This window comes from Streptomyces sp. NPDC017520, from assembly GCF_044329855.1.
GTDB lineage: Bacteria > Actinomycetota > Actinomycetes > Streptomycetales > Streptomycetaceae > Streptomyces.
Genome location: NZ_JBIRKB010000021.1, coordinates 91,745 through 114,562 on the forward strand (window position 1 = coordinate 91,745; position 22,818 = coordinate 114,562).

Here is a 22,818-nt window from a genome sequence, read left to right on the forward strand (position 1 = left end):
GGGCCGGAAAGGGCCACCTCGGTGCGAGGATTCCGCGGCCCCGGGGATTCAGCCCCGGGGCTGGATCCGGCCCTCGGGCGGGACCTCGCCCGTGATGCTGGCGATCAACTCGGCGCAGAGATCGCGCAGTTTGATGTTGCGGTGCTGCGATGCCGTGCGCAGTACGTCGAAGGCCTTCTCCGGGGAACAGCGTTGCTGGCCGACGACCACGCCGATCGCCTGGTCGATGACGGTGCGCGACCGCAGGGCGGCCTCCAGGTCGGCGGCGAACTCCTCCGTGTCCGCGATGCGCTGGGCCAGCGCGATGGCCCCGGTGGCCTGCGCCGTGAGCAGCCTCAGCGCCGTGAGGTCGGCGGTGTCGAAGGCGTGCGGGAGGGGCGCGTACAGGTTGAGGGCCCCGGCCGTGTGGCTGTGGGGCGCGATGGGCAGGGACAGCGACGACCGGGCGCCGCAGACCGCCGCGTAGGCGGGGTAGTCGGCCCAGCGGCTCTCCCGCAGCGTGTCCGGGACACTCACCTCGCGGCCGGTGCGCATCGCCTGGAGGCAGGGGCCGTCGTCCTGCCCGTACTGGGCCTCGTCCAGCTTCGTGGCGCTGGCTCCCACGCTGGAGACGGTGACGGGACGCCCCTTCCGCTCCAGCGTGACACCGCAGCCGTCGGCCTCCTCCACCAGGGCGAGGGCGCTGCGGGCGAGTGCGTGCAGGAACTCGTCCAGCGACTTCGTCTCCAGGAGCAGCGCGGTCGTGTCCGGCGCCTCGGCCACGGGCCTGTCAGTCATGATCATCTCGTTCTCGGCGGGGGCCCGCCGCGGGAAAGGGCGGGGCAGAGCTGGGCGGCGCGGTCCGGGCCGCCGGGACGGGGGCAGCCGCCACCTACGCACCGAGGCGCCGAGCGGGCTCCGGGCGTGGGGCGGTGAGGGGGTCAGACGTCGCGGGAAGGCCGCCGAGGGGCGGGCGCGCCCCCGGCCGTCGGGACAGCCAATGTTGGCGGAATGTCCGCGAGACGGGACCTCGTCGCGGGTGGCCGGCCGCGGGCCGCTCGTACCGAGACGTACGGGGCACCGGTGGCCGGAGCCACGCGGGCGGCGCGGGGACGAGTACAGAGGTTCACGGGACACTCCACGGAGGCAGGAAGAATTCTCAAGGGCCGTTTCCTGACCTCCAGCCCTTCATTATGCCCTCTCGTCCGGAGCGGTGGTCACGGCCTGTGTCCTGTCAGGATCGGCACGCTCGGCGTCCGCCCTGTCAGCGCTCCCCCGGGAATCGAGGGCGGGAGGTGTCGGCGTACGGGCCGATCGGCCCCTCCGGGTGCTTGCCGGAAGACGCCTCACCGTGCCGGTCGCCACGCTTCCCGTCCCGGGGCGACTCCGGCTCCCACCGGCAGCCCCGGCTGCGCGCCTCCGCGCCCTGGAGGGTCGGGGCGACCCTCAGTACGCGGAGGAGACCGGCGGCGCTCAGCACCTCGCGGGCCGTGGCGCAGCCGGCCACGACCGCCATCGAGACACCACGCTCCCCGGCCCGGCCGCGTACGCGCAGGAGCAGTCCCAGGGCCCGGGGGGTGAGCAGGGGGGTGCGGAGGTCCACGATGAGTGACCGGGGGCCGCAGCACGGCAGCAGGCGGACGATCTCGCGCTCGATCGTCGCCTCGTTGTCGAGGTCGACCACTGCGCCCACTTCCACGACCAGGTGAGCGGCGTCGAGGTGGTAGCTGAGCAGGAACATGGGCACTCCAGGGAAGCAGGGCTGAGAGCGCGGCCGCTTCCTGACCTCCGTACGCGCCTGCCCGCCCCGCGGCGATCGACACCTGTCGGGCGCGGCGGTCCGCTGCGACAGGGGTGATCACGCCGGGGAAGCGGGGCGGCGCGGCGCGTATAGTGCGATGCTGGTCACAGGGTTCTGGCCCGGAAGGGAGCGACCATGAGCGACGACGGAGTGCTCGCTCCGGGGCCGCCGGACCTCGTCTCCCTCCTCCTGCGGACCGACACCCTGGACGGATTCCTCGGAGCCCTGGCCCGGAGCGCGCTGGACCTGTCGCCCACGGCCGACGGCTGCGGAGTCACGCTGGAGCGTGAGAACCGCCCCCTGACCGTGGCGAGCGCGGGCACCAGCGCCCCACTGCTGGACGAGGCCCAGTACGGGCAGGACGACGGCCCCTGCCTTCAGGCCCTGCGCGAGGGACACGAGGTCAGCGTGGACGACATGGGTGAGGAGAGCCGGTGGAACGGCTACCCCGCCTTCGCCGTCGCCGCCGGCACTCGGTCGTCGCTGTCGCTGCCGATCGCGGCGCGCTCCCACACGGCGGGCGCGCTGAATCTCTACTCGCCCAAGGAGAACGGCTTCGCCGAGGCCGACCTGAGCGGGCTGCGCGCGCTCGCGGCCCAGGCCACCGGGGCCGTCGCACTGGCCCAGCGGCTCTCGGACACGCGGACCTTCACCGCCGACCTGGAGGCGGCGCTCCGGTCCCGCACGGTGATCGACCAGGCGGCCGGCATCGTCATGATCCAGCGCCGCTGCACTTCCGAGGAAGCGCTCCGGACCCTGCGCACCGCCTCGCAGCACCGCAACGTCAAGCTCCGTGACCTCTGCGCGCAACTGGTCAGCAGCGTCTCCGGCGGCCCTCCCTCCGGTGGTTCCCGCCTGCGCCCCCGTCCGTGACGAGGACGGCGCCGATGGCTGCTTTCCCAACCGGTCGGCGCCTGAGATCCGCGTACGCCGGATACCTGAGGAAGGAGTACCCCCGCAGCGAACACCAAACATGCCGTGTGCCACTGTCCCGCGGTTCCTCGCGGCGCCGGACTCAGGGCGTCAGTGGTGTGCGGAGGGCCGAGCGGTCCTCGCGCCACGCCGCCAGCAGGTGGTTCCCGAGGAGGTCTTCCAGGTGGCCGGTCGCCTCGATGCCCAGGACGACGTCCGCCGCCAGGCCGGGCTCGTCCTCCAGCAGGCCGCCGATCACCTCGTGGCGCACCACCTGTTCGTGGACCGCGTCGGCTTCCACGTGCTCGTCGTAGAACCGCTGGGCGGCGGGGCCCGCACCCGCGCGGCGCAGGGCCTCGGCCAGCCTTCTCGATCCGGGGGACGAGGTGATCTCCACGGTGGCGAAGTGCCCGACGAGCGCGCCGCGCAGCCGCCGGTGGAGACCGAAGAGGGACATCAGGTTGACGGTGGCCAGGGCCTGGGCGGGCGCGGCGTCGAGGTAACGGCCGTACCGCGCGTCGAGGCCGAGGTCGGTCATCAGGTCGGCGAAGAGCCGCGCGTGGATGTCCTCGGCCCGGCCCGCGCCGAATTCGTCGAATTCGACGGCGACCATCGCCGCCTTCGCCCGCCCGTGGAGCCTGGGCACCACCCACAGGTGCGGGTCGGCTTCCTTGAGGTGGTAGAGGGAGCGCACGGCGGCGTACTCGCGCAGTTGCCACAGCTCTCCCTCCCGCCGGAGGTGGTGGCTGACGCTGTGGCCGTCGTCCCCCACGGGTTCCAGCTGGAGCGCGTCGACCGCCTCCGCCACGTCCTTCCCGCCGGGGCCGCTGTCCCGGCGCAGCGCGTCCAGGAAGACGTCCTCGGCCGCCGCGCGCACGGCGAGCAGAGCGGGGTCCCATTCCAGACGCTCGTCCACGCCCGCGAAGCCCCGGTAGTGGAGCTCGTACAGGATGTACAGGAGCAGCTGGAGGTCGCCCCCGTACGGGTCGGAGCGGCGGACCGCACCGGCTTCGGGCAGAGGGGCTCCGCCGCCCGCCAGCACGGCGAGGACGCTTTCGCTCAGGGGGCCGCGTGCCCGGGGAAGTCCGGGAGACGCCACGGGGGTCCTGTGGATGGTGGTGTCCGGGGTCGTCACGGTCGGGGCTCCTCCTCGCCCGCCTGGGGCTGTCGGCCGCCCTGGTCGGTCCCGGTGGAACCGGCGGGCTTGCGGCGGCGGTGGCTGGTGTCGCACCAGGGGTAGGCGCGGCTGCGGCGGCAGGTGCAGAGAGCGACGGCGAAGCGGTCGGACCGGTTCGTCGTGCCGTCGTCGCCCACGACCTCGACCGGCCCTTCCACCAGGATCGGGCCTTCCCGGTTCATCACCACGCGGCGCGGCGTCTCATTCCTTCCGGGCACGGATCACCACCAGTTCCTCCCTGTCCAGACGGTCCCTCAGCAGACCCTTGTCCCGTAGCCAGGCCGCCCGGCGTCGGGTGACCGGCCCGAACGGGATCGTCACCCGGTCGGTCACGGTGACGTCCAGTCCGGCCGCGGAAAGCCGGCCGACCGTCTCCTCGGGGCGGCTCAGCCCCGACTGGACCAGCAGGAGCAGCCCGCCGGGGCGCAGCGCGGCGAAGGCGTCGTCACAGATGCGGTCGAGGATCACCCGCCCTTCGGGGCCGGCGTCCCAGGAGCGGCCGGGCCCGTGCCGTGGCACCGACAGGCCGGGCGCCGGAACGTACGGGGGGTTGCTGACGACGGCGTCGAACGTGCGGCCGGGCAGGGCCCCGAGCAGGTCACCCCTGCGTACGGTGACGGGCAGGCGGGCCAGCGCGGTGTTCAGCCGCGCGGACGCGACGGCCCGGCGGCTGATGTCCACCGCGGTGACGCGGGCGCCGAGCCGGGCGGCGTGCAGGGCCAGCGCGCCACTCCCGGTGCAGAGGTCCAGCAGGTCCGTGCCCGGGCCGATCCCCTCGCGGCGCATGGCCAGGGCGAGGAGAAGGGTGTCGGTCTGCGGCCGGTAGACGCCGGGCAGCCGTACGACCCGGCCCGGCCGATGAGCTTCCGCGCCCGGCCGCCGGGCCGTGCCGGACTCGTCGGACGGGGTCGGCCGCGCCATCGGGCCGTCCTCGCCCTCGGGCACCCTGACCTCCGGCCCGTTCAACGGCCGGGGTCCCCGTCGGGGCGGCCCTGCTCCTGGCGGCGCGCCTCGCCCTGCCGACGTCGGCCCTCGTCCCTGCGGTCCTGGTCGTCGAGCGCCTTGCCGTCCGCTTCCGTGGCAAGTCCGCGGGCCTTCAGCACCTTGGCCCGCAGAATCCTGCGAACGTCACGCATCGTGTCCTCCTGTGCGGTCAGCAGTAGCTCCATCGAGCGGTTCATGTCTCCTCGTCCCCGGCGTGCGCCCCAGGGTCCGCTACCCGGGCGGGTCTGTTTCCGGTGGCTCGCGCCGCTGTAGTGGAGTCACCCCGAACGGCCCCGCCAAACATGCGCCGCTCGCCGCACCGGGGCGTTCGGGGTGCGCCGGAGGTCCGTCGTACGCTGAATCCGGCGTTCGGACCGGCAGGGGAACGGACGAGCGGACCAACAGGAGGCCGAGGTGGCCGCAGAGACGCCGGCGGAGGTGACGGTGGCCGAGGTGATGGCCGAGCTGGCCGCGCTGGGGGATCCGAGGGCGCGCGCGGTGAACGAGAAGCCCGGCGACGACCACGGGGTCAGCCTCGGCAAGCTGCGTGCCCTTCGGCCGGCAGATCAGAATGGCCGGCGGCATCGCCGCGGTGTCATCCGTCTCCCACGGGCGGCGGCTGAGTTCCTGCTGCGTCCTCAGCCGCTTCGCGAGCTGCCCAGCCCTTGGCCGACGCCTCCGGCGGTCTTCAGCTCCGGGCGGCCGAAGGATCGCCGCCTTCCTCCGCCGCGGCCGGGGCGGGGGGCGGGCCGGGGACGCGGCGCGGTCCGATGAGCGTGACGGTGGTGAGCACGGCGACGACCGCGAGTGCCGCGGAGACGCCCAGTACGGCTCGGGCGCCGTCGGTGACCGCCTGGGCGCTGTGGCCGCCGTGGAGGGTGAAGACCGCGCCGAGCGCCGCGGTGCCGACCCCCGCGCCGAGGGACGCGAGGGTGGCGACGGTCCCGGCGACCATGCCGACCCGTTCGGGGGCCGTGACCCGCACGGCGACGGCCATGACGGGTGCGCCCGCGATGCCGCCGCCGGCTCCCCAGGCGAGCAACGGCACCAGCAGCGCCCACCACGGGACGTCGGGGGTGATCAGCAGCGCCAGAGCGGCGAGGCCGACGCCCTTGAGCGCGTAGCCGGCGCCGATGACCAGGCCGGGTGCCCAGCGGCCGATCAGTTTGGAGCCGACCAGGCCCATGACGATCTGGGCGAGGAAGATCGGGGTCATCAGCAGGCCCGCCCCGGTCGGGCCCATACCGAGGCCGTCGGAGAAGTACAGCACCAGGTAGACCGAGCCGCCGATGGTCAGGACGCGGCTGAGCAGGACGGCCAGCATCGCACCGGAGAACGCGGGCCGGCCGAACATCCGGAGCTCCAGCGTGGGCGCGGGCACCCGGAGCTGGACGGCCAGGAAGACGGCCAGCGCCAGACAGGCGGTGAGCAGCACCGCGGTCTCCTGCCCGGACCAGGGTGCGTCGCCGGGGCGGAGCATCAGCAGCGTCGCCGTGCCGAGGCCGAGCATGAGCAGCAGACTGCCGAGCCAGTCCGTCCGCCCCGCCCCCGGCGCCCCCGGGGAGCGGGGCAGCACGCGTACGGCCAGCACCCAGGCGGCCACGCCGAGGGGCAGGTTGACCGCGAAGACCGCCCGCCAGCCGAAGGTCTCGGCGAGCACCCCGCCGAGGGTCGGCGCGAGCAGGCCCGCCGCGGTCGCGAACGAGCCCCAGGCGCCGATCGCGAGGTCGCGTTCCTCACCCTCATAGCGGTCCGAGAGCAGCGGAACGCCGTTCACCATGATCGCGGCGGCTCCCGCCCCCTGGACCACACGGGCGGCGTTGAGCCACAGCAGATCCGCTGCCACGGTCGCCGCCAGGGAGGCCAGGGTGAACACGGCGATCCCGGCGAGGAACAGGGTCCGTCGGCCCCAGCGGTCCGACAGGCTTCCCACGACCTGGGTGAGCGCGCCCATGGCGACCATGTACGTGACCACCACGGACTCGGCCGAAGCTCCGTCCGCGACGTCGGCGCTGATCAACGGGAGCCCGATGGCCACGATCGTCAGGTCGACGACCACCAGGCCCGTGGAGGCCATCACGAGCACCAGCACCCCGCTCAGCGGCGGAAGGCGTCGGGTTCTCTGAGCAGGCATGCGGAATCGGCCTCCGGGGCTCGGCGGGCATGGACGGCCCGCACGGCGAGAGCAGGCGAACGAGCCGTGACGGCCCGTGACATGGACAGCCTGGCTCCGCCCATCACTAAAGTCAACACGCGTGAAGTTCAAGCGGGCCGTACGCTGTGGCCATGCCTGCCACGCCTCGCCGCAGACCCGCCACACGCAAGGGCCGCCCTGTCCTCACTCGCGGGATCATCGCCGCCAAGGCTCTGGAGATGGCGGGCGCACAAGGGTTCCCGGCCCTCACGATGCGGGCCCTCGCCGCCGAACTGGACGTGACCGTGCGGGCGTTGTACAACTACGTCGAGGATCGCGGGGAAGTCGTCAGCCTGGCCGTCGACCTGATGCTGACCTACTGGAACCCGCCCCCGCTCGACCCCGCGGCCTGGGAGACCTCCGTCGCCGGCTACGCGGGCTCCCTGCGCGCGCTCTACCGCCGTTGGCCCCGCGCCCTGCTGGTCTCCCTGGACGAGGAGACGCCCCCGGCCTCGGTGCACCCCAATCGCCTGCTCAACCTGGACCGATTCCTCCGGCTGCTGCGGGACATCGGCCTGGACCTCCCGGCGGCGCTCGCGGCGCACCGCCATCTCTCCCTGCTCGTGCTGTCCTTCGCCCTCGTGGTCGACGGGCCCGCCGGCCGGGCCGGGGACGACCGGAACACGCTCGTCCCCGACACCTGGCTCGCCGCTCACGCCGGCCTCGACATTCCCACCCTGCGGGAGGCCGCCGCGCTGTCCCTTCCCTCGGCGGACGAGCAGTTCGACCAACTCGTCGCCGCCGTCGTCGACCGGATCCGCGGCGGACTCAGCGCCGGCTGACGGCCGGCGGGTCCCGATGGGACTCCTGATGCTGTTCCCCCTGGGACTCCTTGGTGCTGTTCCCGGTGGATGGGGTCCGCGCCTCCGGTCAGGGGCAGGCCCGTGCCGCCCCGCCGGGCCGCCACGATCTCCGCGGCGATGGACAGGGCCGTCTCCTCGGGCGTACGGGCTCCGAGGTCCAGGCCGATGGGCGAACGCAGGCGGTCCAGCTCCCGGTCGCTCAGTCCTGCCTCGCGCAGCCGGCGGCTGCGGTCCTCGTGGGTGCGGCGCGATCCCATCGCGCCGACGAACGCGGAGGGCATCCGCAGTGCCTCCGTGAGCAGCGGCACGTCGAACCGGGCCTCGTGCGTCAGTACGCACAGCACCGTGCGCCCGTCGGTGGGGGTACGCCGGAGATAGCGGTGGGGCCAGTCGACGACGACCTCGTCCGCCTCGGGGAACCGGGCCCGGGTGGCGAAGACGGGCCGGGCGTCGCACACCGTCACATGGTGGCCCAGGAACTTCCCGGCCCGTACCAGCGCCGCCGCGAAGTCCACCGCGCCGAAGACGATCATGCGGGGCGGCGGCACGCTGCTCTCGACGAGCAGGGTGAGCCCGCCGGGGCAGTGCGTCCCGTCCTCGGAGAGGGTGACGGCGCCGGTGCGGCCGGCGTCCAGCAGGGCCGAGGCCTCTGCCGCCGCCGTACGGTCCAGCTCCGGGCGCCCGCCGAGCCCGCCCTCGTGACTGCCGTCGGCGCGGACGAGCAGCGCCCGTCCCAGGAGCCCGTCCGGGCCACTCACCACCCGGGCGAGGGCGGCCCCCGTGCCGGAGACCGCGGCGGACAGCGCGGCCTTCAGCACCGCGCGTTCCGGTGAGTCGGCGCGGACCGGCGTGACCATGATGTCGATGACCCCGCCGCAGGTCAGCCCGGCGGCGAAGGCGTCCTCGTCGCTGTAGCCGAACTGTTCGCGCACGGTCCGGCCGTCCTGGAGGGCCTGGGCGCACAGTTCGTAGACCGCGCCCTCCACACAACCGCCGGAGACCGACCCGATCGCCGCGCCCTCACTGTCGACGGCGAGGGCCGCGCCGGGCCCGCGCGGCGCGCTGCCGGCGACGGAGACGACGGTGCCGACGGTGCCGACGGCGAACTCCCGGCCCTCCGCCATCCATCGGTGCAGCTCACCGGCGATGTCAAGCATCCGGCGCTCCCCCGGCGGGGTCCGGCACCGTCGCCGCGAGGATCCGGTCGGGGCGGATCGGCAGGTCCCGGTGGCGGGCGCCGGTGGCATGCCAGACCGCGTTGGCGACGGCGGCCGCCGCGCCCACGACGCCGATCTCCCCGATGCCCTTGATGCCGACCGGGTCCTCGGGGTCGTGGTCGTCCACCCAGTCCGCCTCGATGTCCGGGACGTCGGCGTGCGTGGCCACGTGGTAGCCGGCGAGATCGGGGGCGTAGTGACCGCCGCTGGTGCGGTCGCGGACCGCCTCCTCGTGCAGGGCCATGGAGATGCCCCAGGTCATCCCGCCGACGAGCTGGTTGCGGGCCGTGAGCGGATTGACGATGCGGCCCGCGGCGAAGACGCCCAGCATGCGGCGGACCCGGACCTCGCCGGTGGCGGTGTCGACGGCGACCTCGGCGAACTGCGCCCCGTAGGAGTGCCGTTCCTTCGCCGCGAGGCTCCCGAGCGCTTCGGTGGTGTCGGACCGCACGGTGATCCCCTCCGGGGGGATGTTCGTGGTCACCGCGAGCCGCTCCCGCAGTTCGGCGGCGGCGGCCGTGACGGCCCAGGCCCAGGAGCGGGTGCCCATGGAACCGCCGGCGATCATCGCGGGGCCGAAGTCGCTGTCGCCGATACGGACCCGGACCCGTTCGGGTGCGGTCTCCAGCGCGTCGGCGGCGATCAGGGTGAGCGCGGTGCGGGCTCCGGTGCCGATGTCGGCGGCGGTGATCCGTACGGTGAACGAACCGTCCTCCTCCGCCGTGACGAGGGCGGTGGACGGGGCGGCCCCGGCGCCGAAGGAGGCCGCCGCCGTGCCGGTGCCCAGCAGCCAGCGTCCGTCGCGGCGGATGCCGGGACGCGGATCGCGGTCCGCCCAGCCGAACCTGCGCGCGCCCTCGCGGAAGCAGGCCGCCAGATTGCGGCTGCTGAACGGGAGCCCCGAGACCGGACCCACCTCCGGCTCGTTGCGCAGGCGCAGTTCGATGGGGTCGACCCCGGTGTGTTCGGCGAGTTCGTCGAGGGCCGCCTCGATCGCGAAGGATCCCGGGGCCTCTCCCGGCGCGCGCATCCAGGTAGGGGACGGCACGTCGAGCCGTACGACGTGATTGCCGGTGCGGTGCGCCTCGGCGTCGTACATCACCCGGGCGACGCCCGCGCTGGGCTCGACGAACTCGTACACCGTCGACGTCTGGCTCAGCGAGAGGTGTTCCAGGGCCAGCAGCCGGCCGTCGGGGGCCGCGCCGAGCCTGATCCGCTGGATGGTGGGACTGCGGTAGCCGCCCAGGGTGAACGTCTGCCGCCGGGTCAGCACCACGCGCACCGGGCGACGCAGGGCGGTGGCGGCCATCACGGCGGACACCTGGTGGGCGCGCAGGCCCTTGCTGCCGAAGCCGCCGCCTATGTGCTCGGAGCGGACCCGCACCGAGGAGGCGTCGAGCGAGAACAGCATGGCCAGCTCGGACTGGACCCAGACGGCACCCTGGTTGGAGTCGACGAGCTCCAGCCGGCCGCCGTCCCAGCGGGCCATCGCCGCGTGCGGCTCCATCATGCTGTGCTGCTCTTCGGGGGTGGTGTACCGCGCGTCCACCACATGCGCGGAGGCGGCCATCCGGTCCTCCAGGTCGCCCTTCTCCGTCTCGGCGGGCATGTGGCTCGCGGCGGGGTAGGCGTCCGGGTGGCCGGCGACGAGCGCGGTGTCGTGGGGCTCCCGCTCGTACGTCACCACGAGCGCTTCGGCGGCCTCCCGGGCCTCCTCGGAGGTCTCGGCGACGACGAGCGCGACCGGCCAGCCGGCGAACGGCACCCGGTCGTTCTGGAAGACGGCGCAGGTCGGGTCCGGCGGGGTGCCGAGCGTGCCGACGTAATCGAGGTTCAGGCGCGGGGCATTGCCGTGGTGCAGCACGGTGAGCACGCCCGGCATGTCGAGGACCGGGGCGGTCTCCACGTCGAGGATCCGGCCACGGGTGACCGTGGACAGCACGAGCCAGCCGTGGGCCAGGTCCGGGTGCGGGATCTCGCCCGCGTAGCGGGCCGCGCCGGTGACCTTGTCCCGGCCCTCGACGCGGGTGTGGGCGATGCCGACGGCTCCGCGCACGGCCCGGGGTCCCGGCGTGGTGGTCGTCATCGGGCGTCCCTTCCGGCGAGTTCGGTGAGTACGGAGACCACGAGGTTGCGCATGAGGGTCACCTTGTATCCGTTGTCGGGCAGCGGCCGGGCGGCGGCCAGTTCGGCGTCCGCCGCGGCGGCGAAGGTCGCCCCGTCGGCCGGGGCGCCGGTCAGCACGGCTTCCGCCGCACGGGCGCGCCAGGGCCGGGAGGAGACGGCTCCGAGGGCGAGGCGCGCTTCGCGTACGCGGCCGTCCTCGATGTCGAGCGCCGCGGCGACGGAGCCGATGGCGAAGGCGTACGAGGCGCGTTCGCGCACCTTGCGGTAGCGGGAGCGGGTGGCGACGGGCGCGGCGGGGAGGCTGACGTGGGTGATCAGCGCGCCGGGGGGCAGGACGGTCTCCCGGTGCGGGGTCTCCCCGACGGGGAGGTAGAAGTCGGTGAACGGCGTCTCGCCGGGCCCGTCGGCGCTCTCGTAGGAGACCACCGCGTCGAACGCCGTCAGCGCCACGCCCATGTCCGAGGGGTGAACGGCGACGCAGTGGCCGGAGGCGCCGAGGACGGCGTGGTTGTGGTGTTCGCCGGCGACGGCGGGGCAACCGCTGCCCGGGACACGCTTGTTGCAGGGCTTGGAGACGTCGGTGAAGTAGCCGCAGCGGGTGCGCTGGAGGAGGTTGCCGCCGACGGTCGCCATGTTGCGCAGCTGCCCGGAGGCTCCGGCCAGTACGGCCTGGGCCAACGCCGGGTAGCGGCGGCGGACTTCGGGGTGGGCCGCGAGATCGCTGTTGGTGACGGTCGCCCCGACGCGCAGACCGCCGTCCGCCGTGGGTTCGATGCCGCCCAGGGGGAGTTCGCGGAGGTCGACGAGGCGGGCGGGGCGCTCCACGCCGGACTTCATCAGGTCGACGAGGTTGGTGCCGCCGCCGAGGAACCGGGCGTCCGGGTCGGCGGCGAGGAGCGTGAGGGCACCGGTGACGTCGTGGGCGCGCTGGTAGCCGAACTCCTTCACGCGGCGGTCTCCTTCGTGGTTGCCGGCCGGGACTCGGCGGCGCGGGACTCGGCGGCGCGGGCGACGGCCTGGACGATCGAGACGTAGGCGCCGCAGCGGCACAGGTTGCCGCTCATGCGCTCGCGGATCTCGTCGGGCGTCAGCGGGGGCAGTCCCGCCTCGGGCCCCGGGTCGTCGGTGACGGCGCTCGGCCGGCCGGCCGCGTGTTCCTCGATGACGGCGATGGCCGAGCAGATCTGGCCGGGTGTGCAGTAGCCGCACTGGTAGCCGTCGAGGTCGAGGAACGCCTGCTGGACGGGGTGCAGTTCGTCGCCCTCGGCCACGCCTTCGATGGTGGTGATCTCGCGTCCCTCGGCCGCGACCGCGAGGCTGAGGCAGGAGACGACGCGTCGCTGGTCGACCAGGACGGTGCAGGCGCCGCACTGTCCTTGGTCGCAGCCCTTCTTGGTGCCGGTGAGGTCGAGGCGCTCGCGCAGGGCGTCGAGCAGGGTGATGCGGTGGTCGATGGGCAGGTGGTGCTTCTCGCCGTTGACGTTCAGGATGATCGCACGGGACGTCGACGAGGTCGCTGGGGCCATGATCAGCCTTCTCTGGTGTCTGGTGACGGTGAACCGGGCCGCCGGCCGGGACCGGTCGGTCCGGTGACCGGCGAACGTGACCGGCGAACGTGACCGGCGCTAAGGTAGGCCTAACCGGACTGTTGTCCGTTCACGGAAAAAACGTAACGGACAGCTGTCCGGTTAACAAGGACGGGTTTCGGCCACGAGCCCGCGAGGAGGATCCGTGTCCCAGCCGAAGAAGGACGCCCCCCTGCGTGTCGACGCGCAGCGCAATCGCGAGCGCATCCTGCGCGTGGCCATGGCCGAGCTGACACTGCGCGCGGACGCCCCGCTGAGCGTGATCGCCAAGAAGGCGGGCGTCGGGCAGGGCACCTTCTACCGCAACTTCCCGCACCGGGAGGCCCTCGTCCTGGAGGTCTACCGCTACGAGATGCAGCAGGTCGCCGATGCCGCGGGCGAGCTGCTCCGGACGCGGCCGCCCGAACGGGCCCTGCGCGAGTGGATGGACCGCCTCGCCCGCTTCGCCATGACCAAGGCCGGCCTCGCGGACGCGATCCGGCTGGTCACCAGCGCGCCGGGCGGACCCGCCAAGCCCGGCCCCACCCCGGTCATGGAGGCGGCCGGAACCCTGCTCCGCGCCTGCGAGGACGCCGGCGTCGTCCGCCCCGGGGTGACCCCGGACGACTTCTTCCTCGCCATCGCCGGTCTCTGGCAGATCGATCCGCGCGAGGACTGGGAGCCGAGGGCCGGCCGGCTGTTGGATCTCGTCATGGACGGACTGCGCGCCGGGGCGCCCAACCGCTGACGGGAGCGCCCGCCACCGGGTGTCGGCGGCCCGTGTGATGATGCCCCGGACAGCGCTCGGACCTGGGGAGGGGACGAGCCACAAGCACGCGGCGGGAGCGGTGGGTTGAGCAAGGGCGGGGCGTCCATACCGGACGAGGAGTGGGAGCGTTTCCTGCGGGAGGCCGAGGCCGGGGGCCGGGAAGCACCCGAGGAGCCGTCGGCCCGGGCCCGGATGGTGGCGCGGCGGCTCCAGGAGGAGTCCGGTCGGCCGGAGGGGTGGCGGACGTACACGCCGGCCCGGCGGCGCGGGGGGAGGGGCTGGGCCGTGCTCGGTCTGGCGGCCGCCGTCGCCGTGGTGGTCGTGGCCGTCGGCCCCTGGGGGATCGGCAGCTGGTTCGACGGCGGCGACGGTGCGAGCGTCACGCCCCTCGCCGCGGAGTCGGAGCGTCCGACCGGTGCGCCGGCGCAGGAGGCCGCGGACCGGCCGCCCACCCTGGCCGAGCCGTTCAGGGGATCGCCGGCCGCGCGATGGAGCGACGGGCCGGCGGGCATCCACCTGCCCGAGGCGCGGGCGACCGGCTGGATGAGCAGGGCGGAGGTCGCGGACGCGCTCGCGAGGACCCGGGACTTCCTCGCCGCGTCCAGCCTCGACCCCGCCGTACTGCGCGGCGAGCGGCCGACCGAGGCCATCGCTCTGATCAACCCGCACCAGGCGGACGTGCGGAGTTTCCTCAAGAAGGCGCTCCGCGCGCCCGATCGCGAGAACGACCCGCTCCTGCTGTTCAGCCGCTTCCGGTCCGCCGATGTGCGGCCGGCCGGGGACGTGGTCAAGACCCGCGGCCGGGTCACCTTCCAGGAGGGCGAGCGCGGAGCGGTGCGGGTGTCCACCGACGTCACCTACGTCTACCCGGTCGTGCGCGCCGAGGGGGACAGCGACGAGGTCGCGCGCACCATCGTGCGCCGCGAGGTGGTGATGAGCTGGGACGACCCGGCGAAGGTCGTGATCGAACCGGGGACGTTCTCGCTCGTCTCCTACAAGGTGGACACCACCAACGGCGGGTGCGACACCCTCACCGGCTATCTGACCCCCGAGTTCCTCGCCGAGCGCACCGCCGCCGAAGCGCGCGACGGTGCCGGGGTCGACCCGTACGACCGGAGCACGTCGATGGAGGAGCGTATGCGGGAAAGCGACGAGGAGGGCTGCGGGACCGCCACCCGCTCCTGAGGAGGGACGGTCCGCGCCCCGCGCGCGGGAGCGTTGACGGCAAGCGCCGCGCGGCACGGCCCGGTCGCGGTGGCTGCCCGACTACACCTCCAATGTCCAGCGGAGGATCGAGGACAGCGACGCCGCCCGGCAGCAGCGGAGCAATGGCGTCGCCGGCGCCGGCGAGGTCACCGTTCTCGTGAACGGTGAGGTCACCAAGACCCTCCGGGTGACCGGCGCGCCGACGCTCCACCGGCTCACCGACGACCGGGGCCCGCGCACCGCACGCCTCGAACTCCGCGTGGACGAGGGCCTACAGGCCTATGCCTTCACTTTCGGGTGAGCCGCCGGCCCCGGGCCCGGGCCGGACCGAGGCCTCCCCCAGCTCCGCGAACCGGTCGAGCAGCCCGGCCGCCGCGGCCACATCGTCCGTCAGCGGCCGGTCCGCCTGCTCCGCGTCGAGCACCGAGGCCGCGAGTGCGAAGGCCCGGCCGACCGGCAGCTCCGGGTCGAGGCGCAGCTCGCGCTGGCGCAACGCCCTGACGGCCGCGACGAGTTCACAGCCCACGACGAGCCGGAACGCCTCGCACGCCCGCAGGGTCTGCCGTGCCGCCAGCGAAGCGAAGCTCGCCTGCTCCTCGACTCCCCGCGAGAGGACCGCGTGGCCGAGCGAGGCGGGCGCGGAGAAGGCCCGCAGATCGCCGAGCGCCGCCCCGGCCGCGTATTCGAGGATCATCACGCCCGACGACGCCGGCTCGCCGTCCGCGAGGAACGGGCGCAGGCGGGTGAAGCCCGGTTCGTTCAGCGTCGAGAGCCGGGAGGTGGACAGCCGGGCCACCTGGGTCACCGCGAGCCTGAAGTGGTCGAGGGAGAGGGCGAGTTGGGCGAGGTAGAAGCCGCCGTGGTGGTAGGCGGCCATATCGTCGGCCGAGATCAGCGGGTTCTCGGCCGCCGCGTTGATCTCGACCGCGAGAACCTCTTCGAGCGCGTCCGCCGCATCGTGGGCGGGCCCGTGGATCTGCGGTACGCAGCGGAAGCCGTACGGGTCCTGGATCCGGCCGAGCGGCGGCGTGGGGCGGTCCGGAGCGCCCAGCAGCAGCCGCATCCGCTCCGCGACCGCGTACGAACCGGCGTGCCGCCGCGCCTCGTGCACGGGCAGCGCGTAGGCCCCGTAACTCCCGTCGGTCGCCATCAGCGACAGGGCCGCCACCACCTGGGTGGCCGTGATCAGGGTGCGCAGCTCGTGCAGGGCGAGCGCGGACTGGCCGAGGGTGAGGGCGTTGCTGCTGATCAGGGCGAGGGCGTCGTTGTTGTCGAGGGGCTGCGGCGCGGGGGCGGCCCCGGCGCCCTGCCAGGGGTGTTCACCAGCCAGCGCGAGGCCCAGCTGCGCGAGGGCGGCGATGTCGCCGGTGCCGACCGAGCCGAACTCGTTGACCTTCGGGTAGGCACCCGTCTCCAGAGCTTCGCAGAGCGCGGTGACGACGGTCGGGCGCAGTCCGGCGCCGCCGGCGAGGAGCTGGTTGGCGCGGACGGCGAGCATGGCGCGGACCTGCCGTGCGGGGAGCTCCTCGCCGATCGCCCCGGCGTGGCTGCGCAGCAGGCGGAGGCCGTGGCCGGAAGCCGCCTCCGTGGGCACGGTCTCGTTCCGGTTCGCCCCCACGCCGGTGGAACGACCGTAGACGCGACCCCACGAAGCGATCTCCCGCGCGGCGTTCCAGGAGGCTTCCACGCGCTTCATGCCCTCGGTCCCCGGAACGGGCCGGGCGACGGATTCGGCCATTCGTACGACATCTGCGACCATCAGGCGGCGGCCGTCCAGGGTGACGACCGCACCGTTGCCGCCTACCGCCCTGTCCGAGATACGAGACGACATCAGTAGCAATTCCTCCTCTGTCGGGCGCTCCGTCTTGTTCTGCGGCCTCTGGTATCCAGGGTTTTACGCCCGCACGGCGACGACCTATTGACAACCTATTCAGTCACCGAGAACTCTGCATGATGATATGCAGCCGGGCAAGGGACTCCTCATGATCCAATTCGACAAGGCCCACAAGCGCTTCCCGAACGGCACGACCGCGGTGCACGACCTCACGCTCGACCTGCCGGAAGGGGGCGTGACCGTCCTCGTCGGATCTTCCGGTTGCGGCAAGACGACCACGCTCCGCATGATCAACCGGATGGTCGAGCCGACCTCCGGGACGATCAGGGTGGGCGGTAAGGACGTCCTGGAGCAGGACGCCGCCGAGCTGCGTCGCTCCATCGGCTACGTCATCCAGCAGTCCGGGCTCTTCCCGCACCGCACCGTCCTGGACAACATCGCGACCGTACCGCTGCTGCTCGGCTGGGGCCGCAGAAAGGCGCGGGCCCGGGCGGCGGAACTCCTGGAGACGGTCGGCCTCGCCGCCGACGCGGGGAAGCGTTACCCGCACCAGCTCTCCGGCGGCCAGCAGCAGCGCGTCGGCGTGGCCCGCGCGCTCGCGGCGGACCCGCCGGTCCTCCTCATGGACGAGCCCTTCGGCGCCGTCGACCCAGTGGTCCGCACCCAGCTCCAGGACGAACTGCTGCGACTCCAGCGGGAGTTGAACAAGACGATCGTCTTCGTCACGCACGACATCGACGAGGCCGTACGGCTCGGAGACCGGATAGCCGTCTTCCGCACCGGTGGCCATCTCGTCCAGTGCGCCTCCCCCGCCGAGCTCCTGGCCCGCCCCGCGGACGCGTTCGTCGCGGACTTCCTCGGCGCGGAGCGCGGCCTGAAGCTGCTGTCTTTGACGACGCTCGAAGGGGTCGCCCAGGGCCCCGCCCCCGAAGGCGGCCGCTGGCGGCTCTCGCTCGACGCGGCCGGCAAGCCGCTGGCCTGGCGCGACGCGGAGACGGACACGGAGACGCCGGTCCGGCGCCTGCGGGACGCCGACTCGCTCCTCTCCGCGCTCAACGAGTCGATCGCCGCGCCGAGCGGCCTGGTCGCCCGGGTCGACGCGGACGGCGTCCTCACCGGCGTGACGTCCCGCGAGGACATCCACGACCGCGCGGGCCGGGTACACAGCGCGGCGAGCACGGTGGCCGCATGAGTGTCGACTGGTCGTGGATAGCCGACCACACCGACGATCTCACCGCGCTCACGCTCTCCCACCTCCAGGCCGCCCTGAGCGCCGTGCTCCTCGGTCTGCTCGTCTCGCTCCCCCTGGCCGTGGTGGCCCACCGGGTGCGCAGGCTGCGCGGGCTGCTCCTCGGGCTGTCGAACGTCCTGTTCACGATCCCGTCCATCGCCGTGTTCGTACTGCTCCTGCCGGTCAGCGGGCTCACCCGCACCACCACCGTCATCGGTCTGACGATCTACACGCTCGTCGTGCTCCTGCGGAACACCGTCGAGGGCCTGGACTCCGTCCCCGCCCGGACGAAGGAAGCCGCGAAGGCGATGGGCTCCCGGCCGCTGCGCACCCTGCTCACCGTCGAACTGCCCCTCGCGCTCCCCGTGATCATGGCGGGCGTGCGGATCGCGACGGTGATGGCGATCTCCCTCGTCTCCGTGGCCACGTACATCGGCGACGGCGGGCTCGGGCAGCTCTTCACCGACGGGTTCCAGCGCAACTTCCCCACCCCCGTCATCGTCGGCGTCGTCCTGACCCTGCTCCTCGCACTCGTCGCGGACGCCCTGCTCGTCACCCTCCAGTACGTCCTGACGCCGTGGACCCGCCGGCAGAAGCAGGGGGCCTGACCTCATGTACGAACTCCTCAAGGGCCTCGGCGACTGGCTGGTCGGCGCCGAGCAGTGGACCGGCTCCGACGGCATCGGACACCGCCTCGCCGAGCACCTCCAGTACTCGCTGCTCGCCACGGTCGTCGCCGCCGCCATCGCCCTGCCGATCGGTCTGCTCATCGGCCATACCGGGCGCGGTGCGTTCGTCGCGATCAACCTGTCGAGCTTCGGGCGGGCCCTGCCCACGGTCGGTCTCGTGGTCCTCGTCTTCCTCGCCAGCGGGCTGTCGATGTGGCCGGTCTACATCGCCCTCGTCGCGCTCGCGGTGCCGTCCATCGTCACCAACACCTACGCCGGGATGACGGCGATCGACCCCGAGGTGCGGGACGCGGCGCGCGGCCAGGGCATGCGTTGGCACCAGGTCCTGCTCCAGGTCGAACTGCCGCTCGCACTGCCCCTGATCATGACGGGGCTCCGGCTCGCGCTCATCCAGGTCGTCGCGACGGCGACGATCGCCGCGTACGTCTCCTTCGGCGGGCTCGGCCGGTACGTCTTCGACGGGCTCGCCCAGCGCGACCTCGTGCAGGTGCTCGGCGGCGCCGTGCTCGTGGCGCTCGTCGCCGTCGTCCTCGATCTCGCGCTCTCCGCCCTCCAACGCGTCCTTTTCCGCCACCGCCCCGCCCCGCGGGCCCAGGCCTAGGAGCCCCCCATGAACCGCAGAAACCTCCTCGGCGGACTCCTCGCCGCCGCCACCGTTCCCGCGCTCGCCTCGTGCAGCGGCGGCATCACCTCCCTCGACGGGGCGGGGGCCGGCGGCGGGGGCGGGGGCTCCAGTGAGGGCGGCGTCACCATCGGCACCGCCAACTTCACCGAGAACCAGGTCCTCGGATACCTCTACGCCGCGACGCTCGAAGCGTCCGGGGTGAAGACGAAGGTCCGCCCCAACCTGGGCACCCGCGAGATCCTCATCCCCGCACTGAAGGGCGGCGACATCGATCTGCTGCCCGAGTACCAGGGCGCGCTGCTGCACTACCTCGACACCAAGGCCACGGCCACCGAGGAGGGCACGATGCAGAACGCCCTCGCGATGCTACTGCCGCGCGGCCTCCAGATACTCCCGTACGGCGAGGCGGAGAACGCCGACGCCTTCGCGGTGACCGAGGAGACCGCGAAGGAGTACGGCCTGAAATCCCTGGCCGACCTCGCGAAGCACAACGGCAAGCTCGTCATCGGCGCGGCCCCCGAGGTCAAGAAGCGCACGGTGGGCTCGGTGGGCCTCAAGGACGTGTACGGCGTGGAGTTCAAGGAGTTCAAGTCCCTCGACTCCTCGGGCCCGTTGGTCAAGGGAGCCCTGAAGAAGGGCGACGTGGACGTGGCGAACCTCTTCACCACCGATACCGACATCGCCGCCGAGGGGTGGGTCGTCCTCACCGACCCCAAGAACCTGATCCCCGGCCAGCACGTCGTTCCGCTGATCGCCGACCGCAAGGCCGACTCAACGGTCCGCAAGGCGCTCGCCCGCCTCGGCGCCGTGCTGACGACCGAGGACCTCACCGAGCTCAACCGCCTGGTGGACAAGGACCGGAAAGACCCCGAGGACGTCGCGAACGACTGGGCGGCGGAGCACGGCATCGCGAAGTAGCCGCGACCGGCGGGGTCCTCCCCGCCGTCGGTCACCTCCGGGGTCCGGCCGCCGCGTACACGGTGACGCCGGCCGCCAGCAGTGCGCCGGCGGTCCAGGCGGCGGCCCGGGCGTCGGGCGGGGCCAGCAGCCAGCCGCCGAACCCGCCCGGGTCGGGCGGTGCGAAGAAGGTGACGGCCGGCCAGCCGACGACCGGCGTCCAGGCGTACTCCGCACCGACCACGACGGCCCCGAGCGCGGCGAGACCGGTCAGCCCGGCGGCGTCCCGGAGCAGGAACGCCGCCGTCGCCGGGTCCCGCCCCGCCGTCTGCGCCGCCAGGAGCACGAGGGCGACGACGACGGCGATCAGCAGGACGTGCGCCGCCCGGAGCGGAGCCCAGCGGATCGCCGCCGTCCGGTCCAGGGCCGCGTCCTGGCCGCCGAGCCCGGGGGCCGCCGCGGCGACGGCGACCGCCACGGCCAGGACGCTCAGCCGCGGATCGGCGACGCCGTCGGCCGCCGCGCCCGCCCCGAGCAGCACCGCCGAGGCGAGGAGCGCTCCGGCCGTGGCCGGGGCCCGCCGCGACCGCGCGTACAGCAGGAGGCCGCCCGTCACTTCGCTCCCCCGGCCAGGTCGTCCGCCCAGGTGAACTCGCAGTCGAGGGCGGCCTCGCGCACCTCGGCGACCCGGCTCCGCTGCTGGTTGGGGGAGAGCGCCGTGAACTGCTTCCAGGTCTTCTCCATCGAGGCCCGGTAGGCCTCGCGGTCGAACACATCGGCCTCGATGGGCCGGAACGTGCCCAGCGCCCAGCTCGCCAGCACGCTCTGCACGACGAGCACCTCGTCGCCGCCGAACTCCCGGGAGGTGAGCGCCCGGCAACTCGGCGCGAGCCCCTCGCCGACGAGGCGGCGCACCAGCTGATCGCCCTGCGCCGTGTCGATCTGCGGGTCCTCGAAGTTGACGAGCACCGCTGCCGGGACGAGCCTGCGCTCCTCGCCCAGGGCCCGGAGCGCGGTCTCCTCCCGTACCTGCCGGGGCGCCGCGTCGCCGAGCACGGTGTCCAGGACGCCCAGCGCCCGGGTGGCGGCAGGCGCGAGGGCGTCGAGCCGGTGCCGGTGCACCTCCGTGACGCAGACCTGGCCGTCGCACACCGGGGCGGCCGCCGCCGGGTCGATACGGTAGCCGCCACGCGCGTCGCCGGGCAGCACCAGCAGCGCCAGGGCGGCTCCGGCGAGCACGGGTGTCACAGCTGTCAGGCGGGCCCGTCGGCGCGTGGCGCTCAGCAGCGCGAAGCCGGTGGCCAGGAGACCGAGCAGCCACAGGGTCTGGCCCAGGTGCACGGCGCCGGTGAGGGTCAGCAGCACCTGGCGCGGCTCGGCGACCGCCGGGGAGAGCTGCGAGAGCAGCTGAGAGCCGACGCGGACGGTGGGCAGTTCGCTGTCGGTCTGCTGCATCAGGAACACGGTCACCGCGAGGAACAGGACCGCCACGGCCGGCGGGGTCAGCGGTGAGGGCAGGGCCCGTGCCACGCCCATGCCGAACACCGCGGCCGCCACCAGGGCCAGCAGGGCGACGGCCGAGACGGGCAGCCAGCCCAGGTGGGTGTACGTGGTCGGGCCGAGCGCCACCTGGACGCCGCCCCACAGCAGCAGCGCCCCGAACCCGGCGACCAGGGCCAGGGCGATCGCGGCGGCCGGGGCCGCCGCGCGCTGCCATCCGGGCCGGGGGGTGGCGGCCAGCAGCTCCGGCATCCGGGAGCGGTGGTCCCGCAGTCCGTACAGGGCGCCGATCCCGGCGACCAGGGGCCACAGGTAGGCGAGCAGCCCCCGGGTCCACAGGGCCAGGGAGGTCCACTGCGTGGTCCAGTCGACCGAGGTGCCCCACCAGCTCCCGTCGATGCCGTAGAGGAACGCGAACCCGCCGGCCAGGACGGTGAGGCCGGCCAAGGGGGCGGCGGAGCGCAGGAGTTCGGTGCGCAGGACGCGGAGGTTCACCAGCTGCCCTTTTCGTGGCCGGAGCCGGACAGGAGGGCGGAGTAGCCGCGTTCCAGGGGGCTGTCGCCCGGCTGGTCGGCGGTTCCGGCGGCGGAAAGCGCCTCCGGCGTCCCCTGGAAGACGAGGCGGCCCCGGTCGAAGAGCACCACATCGGTGCAGGCCGCGGCGACGTCCTCGACGAGGTGGGTGGAGACCAGCACGCAGCTCTCCCGGCCGAGTTCCTGGAGCAGGGCGCGGAACTGGAGGCGTTGTGCCGGGTCGAGGCCGACGGTCGGTTCGTCGAGCAGCAGCACCGAGGGGTCGTTGACGATGGCCTGGGCGATGCCGACGCGGCGCACCATTCCTCCGGAGAGCGTCTTCATCCGGCTGTCGGCCCGGTCGGCGAGCCCGACCCGTTCCACGGCGCGCTGCACGGCGCCGGGGATGTCCCGCGCGGGCATCTCCTTCAGCCAGGCCATGTAGGTGACGAACTCCCGGACGGTGAACCGCTTGTAGTAGCCGAACTCCTGCGGCAGATAGCCGATGCGGCGGCGCAGCTCGCGGTGGCGGGCGCCGGCGCGGACGGAGTGGCCGAACAGTTCGAGGTCGCCCCCGGTGGGTCGCAGGACGGTGGCGAGCGTCCGGATCAGGGTGGTCTTTCCGGCGCCGTTGGGGCCGAGCAGGCCGTGGGTTCCGGTGCCCAGGGCGAGGTCGAGACCGTCGACGGCGAGTCGGCCGCGGCCGACTCCGACGGTGAGGCCGGTGGCATGGATCTCATGGGCGTAGACGCGTGGCTCGGTGTCGAGCGCGCCGGTCGGGACGGTCAACGGGTTC

At 73.6% G+C, this 22,818-nt stretch carries 23 protein-coding genes and 2 pseudogenes; 10 read left to right on the forward strand and 15 right to left on the reverse strand.

Features of this window, described 5'->3' with window-relative positions; translation table 11 throughout:
• Positions 1 to 48: 48 nt before the first annotated feature.
• Entirely contained in the window at positions 49 to 777 is a 729-nt protein-coding gene (locus ACH4KB_RS33515) for a GAF and ANTAR domain-containing protein (RefSeq protein ID WP_398070119.1), read from the reverse strand.
• Between the two features lie 466 nt (positions 778 to 1,243).
• Positions 1,244 to 1,720, reverse strand: coding sequence for an STAS domain-containing protein (locus ACH4KB_RS33520; protein ID WP_398070121.1), 477 nt, complete (start codon positions 1,718 to 1,720; stop codon positions 1,244 to 1,246).
• A gap of 195 nt (positions 1,721 to 1,915) precedes the next feature.
• Here ACH4KB_RS33520 and ACH4KB_RS33525 point away from each other — a divergent pair, with 195 nt between their 5' ends.
• On the forward strand, positions 1,916 to 2,653 hold the full coding sequence (locus ACH4KB_RS33525; RefSeq protein ID WP_398070123.1) for a GAF and ANTAR domain-containing protein: 738 nt from the start codon (positions 1,916 to 1,918) through the stop codon (positions 2,651 to 2,653).
• Positions 2,654 to 2,795: 142 nt separating this feature from the next.
• On the opposite strand, the gene ACH4KB_RS33530 is transcribed toward ACH4KB_RS33525, so the two are convergent.
• From ACH4KB_RS33530 to ACH4KB_RS33545, 4 genes are read right to left on the reverse strand one after another with little or no spacing between them, the layout of a single operon-like run.
• On the reverse strand, positions 2,796 to 3,827 hold the full coding sequence (locus ACH4KB_RS33530) for an iron-containing redox enzyme family protein (protein ID WP_398070125.1): 1,032 nt from the start codon (positions 3,825 to 3,827) through the stop codon (positions 2,796 to 2,798).
• On the reverse strand, positions 3,824 to 4,087 hold the full coding sequence (locus tag ACH4KB_RS33535) for a CDGSH iron-sulfur domain-containing protein (protein WP_398070127.1): 264 nt from the start codon (positions 4,085 to 4,087) through the stop codon (positions 3,824 to 3,826). The genes ACH4KB_RS33530 and ACH4KB_RS33535 overlap by 4 nt, the downstream gene beginning before the upstream one ends.
• The gene (locus tag ACH4KB_RS33540) at positions 4,071 to 4,790 is read right to left on the reverse strand and encodes a HemK2/MTQ2 family protein methyltransferase (protein ID WP_398070129.1); all 720 of its coding nucleotides are present in this window, start codon (positions 4,788 to 4,790) and stop codon (positions 4,071 to 4,073) included. Before ACH4KB_RS33540 ends, ACH4KB_RS33535 begins: the two co-directional genes overlap by 17 nt.
• A 41-nt stretch (positions 4,791 to 4,831) precedes the next feature.
• Entirely contained in the window at positions 4,832 to 5,050 is a 219-nt protein-coding gene (locus tag ACH4KB_RS33545) for a hypothetical protein (RefSeq protein WP_398070131.1), read from the reverse strand.
• A 217-nt stretch (positions 5,051 to 5,267) separates the two neighbouring features.
• Here ACH4KB_RS33545 and ACH4KB_RS33550 point away from each other — a divergent pair.
• A pseudogene (locus ACH4KB_RS33550) lies at positions 5,268 to 5,408 on the forward strand (DNA alkylation repair protein); the annotation flags it as partial.
• 133 nt (positions 5,409 to 5,541) lie between these two features.
• Here the strand turns inward: ACH4KB_RS33550 and ACH4KB_RS33555 are convergent.
• Positions 5,542 to 6,987, reverse strand: a complete 1,446-nt coding sequence (locus tag ACH4KB_RS33555) for an MFS transporter (RefSeq protein ID WP_398070133.1) — start codon at positions 6,985 to 6,987, stop codon at positions 5,542 to 5,544.
• A 152-nt stretch (positions 6,988 to 7,139) separates the two neighbouring features.
• Here ACH4KB_RS33555 and ACH4KB_RS33560 point away from each other — a divergent pair.
• Positions 7,140 to 7,700, forward strand: a pseudogene (locus tag ACH4KB_RS33560) (TetR/AcrR family transcriptional regulator); the annotation flags it as partial.
• On the opposite strand, the gene ACH4KB_RS33565 reads toward ACH4KB_RS33560, so the two are convergent.
• Genes ACH4KB_RS33565 through ACH4KB_RS33580 form a run of 4 tightly spaced genes read right to left on the reverse strand, consistent with a single transcriptional unit; the run spans position 7,700 to position 12,720 of the window.
• Positions 7,700 to 9,007, reverse strand: coding sequence for an XdhC family protein (locus ACH4KB_RS33565; protein ID WP_398070135.1), 1,308 nt, complete (start codon positions 9,005 to 9,007; stop codon positions 7,700 to 7,702). The pseudogene ACH4KB_RS33560 and the gene ACH4KB_RS33565 sit on opposite strands and share 1 nt — an antisense overlap.
• Complete coding sequence (locus ACH4KB_RS33570) at positions 9,000 to 11,153, reverse strand: xanthine dehydrogenase family protein molybdopterin-binding subunit (RefSeq protein ID WP_398070137.1); 2,154 nt, start codon at positions 11,151 to 11,153, stop codon at positions 9,000 to 9,002. Before ACH4KB_RS33570 ends, ACH4KB_RS33565 begins: the two co-directional genes overlap by 8 nt.
• Positions 11,150 to 12,142 carry an FAD binding domain-containing protein gene (locus ACH4KB_RS33575; RefSeq protein ID WP_398070139.1) on the reverse strand — a complete coding sequence of 331 codons (993 nt, stop codon included), beginning with the start codon at positions 12,140 to 12,142 and terminating at the stop codon, positions 11,150 to 11,152. The genes ACH4KB_RS33570 and ACH4KB_RS33575 overlap by 4 nt, the downstream gene beginning before the upstream one ends.
• Positions 12,139 to 12,720, reverse strand: a complete 582-nt coding sequence (locus tag ACH4KB_RS33580) for a (2Fe-2S)-binding protein (RefSeq protein ID WP_398070141.1) — start codon at positions 12,718 to 12,720, stop codon at positions 12,139 to 12,141. Before ACH4KB_RS33580 ends, ACH4KB_RS33575 begins: the two co-directional genes overlap by 4 nt.
• A 205-nt stretch (positions 12,721 to 12,925) precedes the next feature.
• Between ACH4KB_RS33580 and ACH4KB_RS33585 the strand changes: the two genes are divergently transcribed.
• From ACH4KB_RS33585 to ACH4KB_RS33595, 3 genes are all read left to right on the forward strand, one after another.
• Positions 12,926 to 13,507 carry a TetR/AcrR family transcriptional regulator gene (locus tag ACH4KB_RS33585; protein ID WP_398070143.1) on the forward strand — a complete coding sequence of 194 codons (582 nt, stop codon included), beginning with the start codon at positions 12,926 to 12,928 and terminating at the stop codon, positions 13,505 to 13,507.
• Positions 13,508 to 13,612: 105 nt separating this feature from the next.
• Positions 13,613 to 14,713: a hypothetical protein gene (locus ACH4KB_RS33590; protein ID WP_398070145.1), complete on the forward strand. Its 1,101-nt coding sequence runs from the start codon at positions 13,613 to 13,615 to the stop codon at positions 14,711 to 14,713.
• A gap of 178 nt (positions 14,714 to 14,891) precedes the next feature.
• Entirely contained in the window at positions 14,892 to 15,035 is a 144-nt protein-coding gene (locus tag ACH4KB_RS33595) for a hypothetical protein (protein WP_398070147.1), read from the forward strand.
• On the opposite strand, the gene ACH4KB_RS33600 is transcribed toward ACH4KB_RS33595, so the two are convergent.
• Entirely contained in the window at positions 15,006 to 16,565 is a 1,560-nt protein-coding gene (locus ACH4KB_RS33600) for an aromatic amino acid ammonia-lyase (RefSeq protein WP_398070148.1), read from the reverse strand. The two genes, ACH4KB_RS33595 and ACH4KB_RS33600, sit on opposite strands and share 30 nt — an antisense overlap.
• Before the next feature lie 151 nt (positions 16,566 to 16,716).
• Between ACH4KB_RS33600 and ACH4KB_RS33605 the strand changes: the two genes are divergently transcribed.
• The 4 genes from ACH4KB_RS33605 to ACH4KB_RS33620 are packed head-to-tail and all read left to right on the forward strand — an operon-like array spanning position 16,717 to position 20,031.
• Positions 16,717 to 17,760 carry an ABC transporter ATP-binding protein gene (locus tag ACH4KB_RS33605; RefSeq protein WP_398070150.1) on the forward strand — a complete coding sequence of 348 codons (1,044 nt, stop codon included), beginning with the start codon at positions 16,717 to 16,719 and terminating at the stop codon, positions 17,758 to 17,760.
• Positions 17,757 to 18,407: an ABC transporter permease gene (locus ACH4KB_RS33610; RefSeq protein WP_398070152.1), complete on the forward strand. Its 651-nt coding sequence runs from the start codon at positions 17,757 to 17,759 to the stop codon at positions 18,405 to 18,407. Before ACH4KB_RS33605 ends, ACH4KB_RS33610 begins: the two co-directional genes overlap by 4 nt.
• 4 nt (positions 18,408 to 18,411) lie before the next feature.
• Positions 18,412 to 19,089, forward strand: a complete 678-nt coding sequence (locus ACH4KB_RS33615) for an ABC transporter permease (RefSeq protein ID WP_398070154.1) — start codon at positions 18,412 to 18,414, stop codon at positions 19,087 to 19,089.
• Positions 19,090 to 19,098: 9 nt separating this feature from the next.
• On the forward strand, positions 19,099 to 20,031 hold the full coding sequence (locus ACH4KB_RS33620) for an ABC transporter substrate-binding protein (protein WP_398070156.1): 933 nt from the start codon (positions 19,099 to 19,101) through the stop codon (positions 20,029 to 20,031).
• Between the two features lie 31 nt (positions 20,032 to 20,062).
• Here the strand turns inward: ACH4KB_RS33620 and ACH4KB_RS33625 are convergent, their stop codons facing one another.
• From ACH4KB_RS33625 to ACH4KB_RS33635, 3 genes are read right to left on the reverse strand one after another with little or no spacing between them, the layout of a single operon-like run.
• Positions 20,063 to 20,626, reverse strand: coding sequence for a hypothetical protein (locus tag ACH4KB_RS33625; protein WP_398070158.1), 564 nt, complete (start codon positions 20,624 to 20,626; stop codon positions 20,063 to 20,065).
• Positions 20,623 to 22,005, reverse strand: coding sequence for a hypothetical protein (locus ACH4KB_RS33630; protein ID WP_398070160.1), 1,383 nt, complete (start codon positions 22,003 to 22,005; stop codon positions 20,623 to 20,625). Before ACH4KB_RS33630 ends, ACH4KB_RS33625 begins: the two co-directional genes overlap by 4 nt.
• The gene (locus ACH4KB_RS33635) at positions 22,002 to 22,811 is read right to left on the reverse strand and encodes an ABC transporter ATP-binding protein (RefSeq protein WP_398070162.1); all 810 of its coding nucleotides are present in this window, start codon (positions 22,809 to 22,811) and stop codon (positions 22,002 to 22,004) included. Before ACH4KB_RS33635 ends, ACH4KB_RS33630 begins: the two co-directional genes overlap by 4 nt.
• Positions 22,812 to 22,818 lie beyond the last annotated feature (7 nt).

What these genes read in the sequence shown, in the direction of transcription:
- ACH4KB_RS33545 (WP_398070131.1), bottom strand. Translation starts at nt 5,050, where the DNA reads ATGAACCGCTCGATGGAGCTACTGCTGACCGCACAGGAGGACACGATG.
- ACH4KB_RS33555 (WP_398070133.1), bottom strand. Translation starts at nt 6,987, where the DNA reads ATGCCTGCTCAGAGAACCCGACGCCTTCCGCCGCTGAGCGGGGTGCTG.
- ACH4KB_RS33570 (WP_398070137.1), bottom strand. Translation starts at nt 11,153, where the DNA reads ATGACGACCACCACGCCGGGACCCCGGGCCGTGCGCGGAGCCGTCGGC.
- ACH4KB_RS33520 (WP_398070121.1), bottom strand. Translation starts at nt 1,720, where the DNA reads ATGTTCCTGCTCAGCTACCACCTCGACGCCGCTCACCTGGTCGTGGAA.
- ACH4KB_RS33515 (WP_398070119.1), bottom strand. Translation starts at nt 777, where the DNA reads ATGACTGACAGGCCCGTGGCCGAGGCGCCGGACACGACCGCGCTGCTC.
- ACH4KB_RS33610 (WP_398070152.1), top strand. Translation starts at nt 17,757, where the DNA reads ATGAGTGTCGACTGGTCGTGGATAGCCGACCACACCGACGATCTCACC.
- ACH4KB_RS33605 (WP_398070150.1), top strand. Translation starts at nt 16,717, where the DNA reads ATGATCCAATTCGACAAGGCCCACAAGCGCTTCCCGAACGGCACGACC.
- ACH4KB_RS33600 (WP_398070148.1), bottom strand. Translation starts at nt 16,565, where the DNA reads ATGTCGTCTCGTATCTCGGACAGGGCGGTAGGCGGCAACGGTGCGGTC.
- ACH4KB_RS33580 (WP_398070141.1), bottom strand. Translation starts at nt 12,720, where the DNA reads ATGGCCCCAGCGACCTCGTCGACGTCCCGTGCGATCATCCTGAACGTC.
- ACH4KB_RS33615 (WP_398070154.1), top strand. Translation starts at nt 18,412, where the DNA reads ATGTACGAACTCCTCAAGGGCCTCGGCGACTGGCTGGTCGGCGCCGAG.
- ACH4KB_RS33540 (WP_398070129.1), bottom strand. Translation starts at nt 4,790, where the DNA reads ATGGCGCGGCCGACCCCGTCCGACGAGTCCGGCACGGCCCGGCGGCCG.
- ACH4KB_RS33525 (WP_398070123.1), top strand. Translation starts at nt 1,916, where the DNA reads ATGAGCGACGACGGAGTGCTCGCTCCGGGGCCGCCGGACCTCGTCTCC.
- ACH4KB_RS33565 (WP_398070135.1), bottom strand. Translation starts at nt 9,007, where the DNA reads ATGCTTGACATCGCCGGTGAGCTGCACCGATGGATGGCGGAGGGCCGG.
- ACH4KB_RS33620 (WP_398070156.1), top strand. Translation starts at nt 19,099, where the DNA reads ATGAACCGCAGAAACCTCCTCGGCGGACTCCTCGCCGCCGCCACCGTT.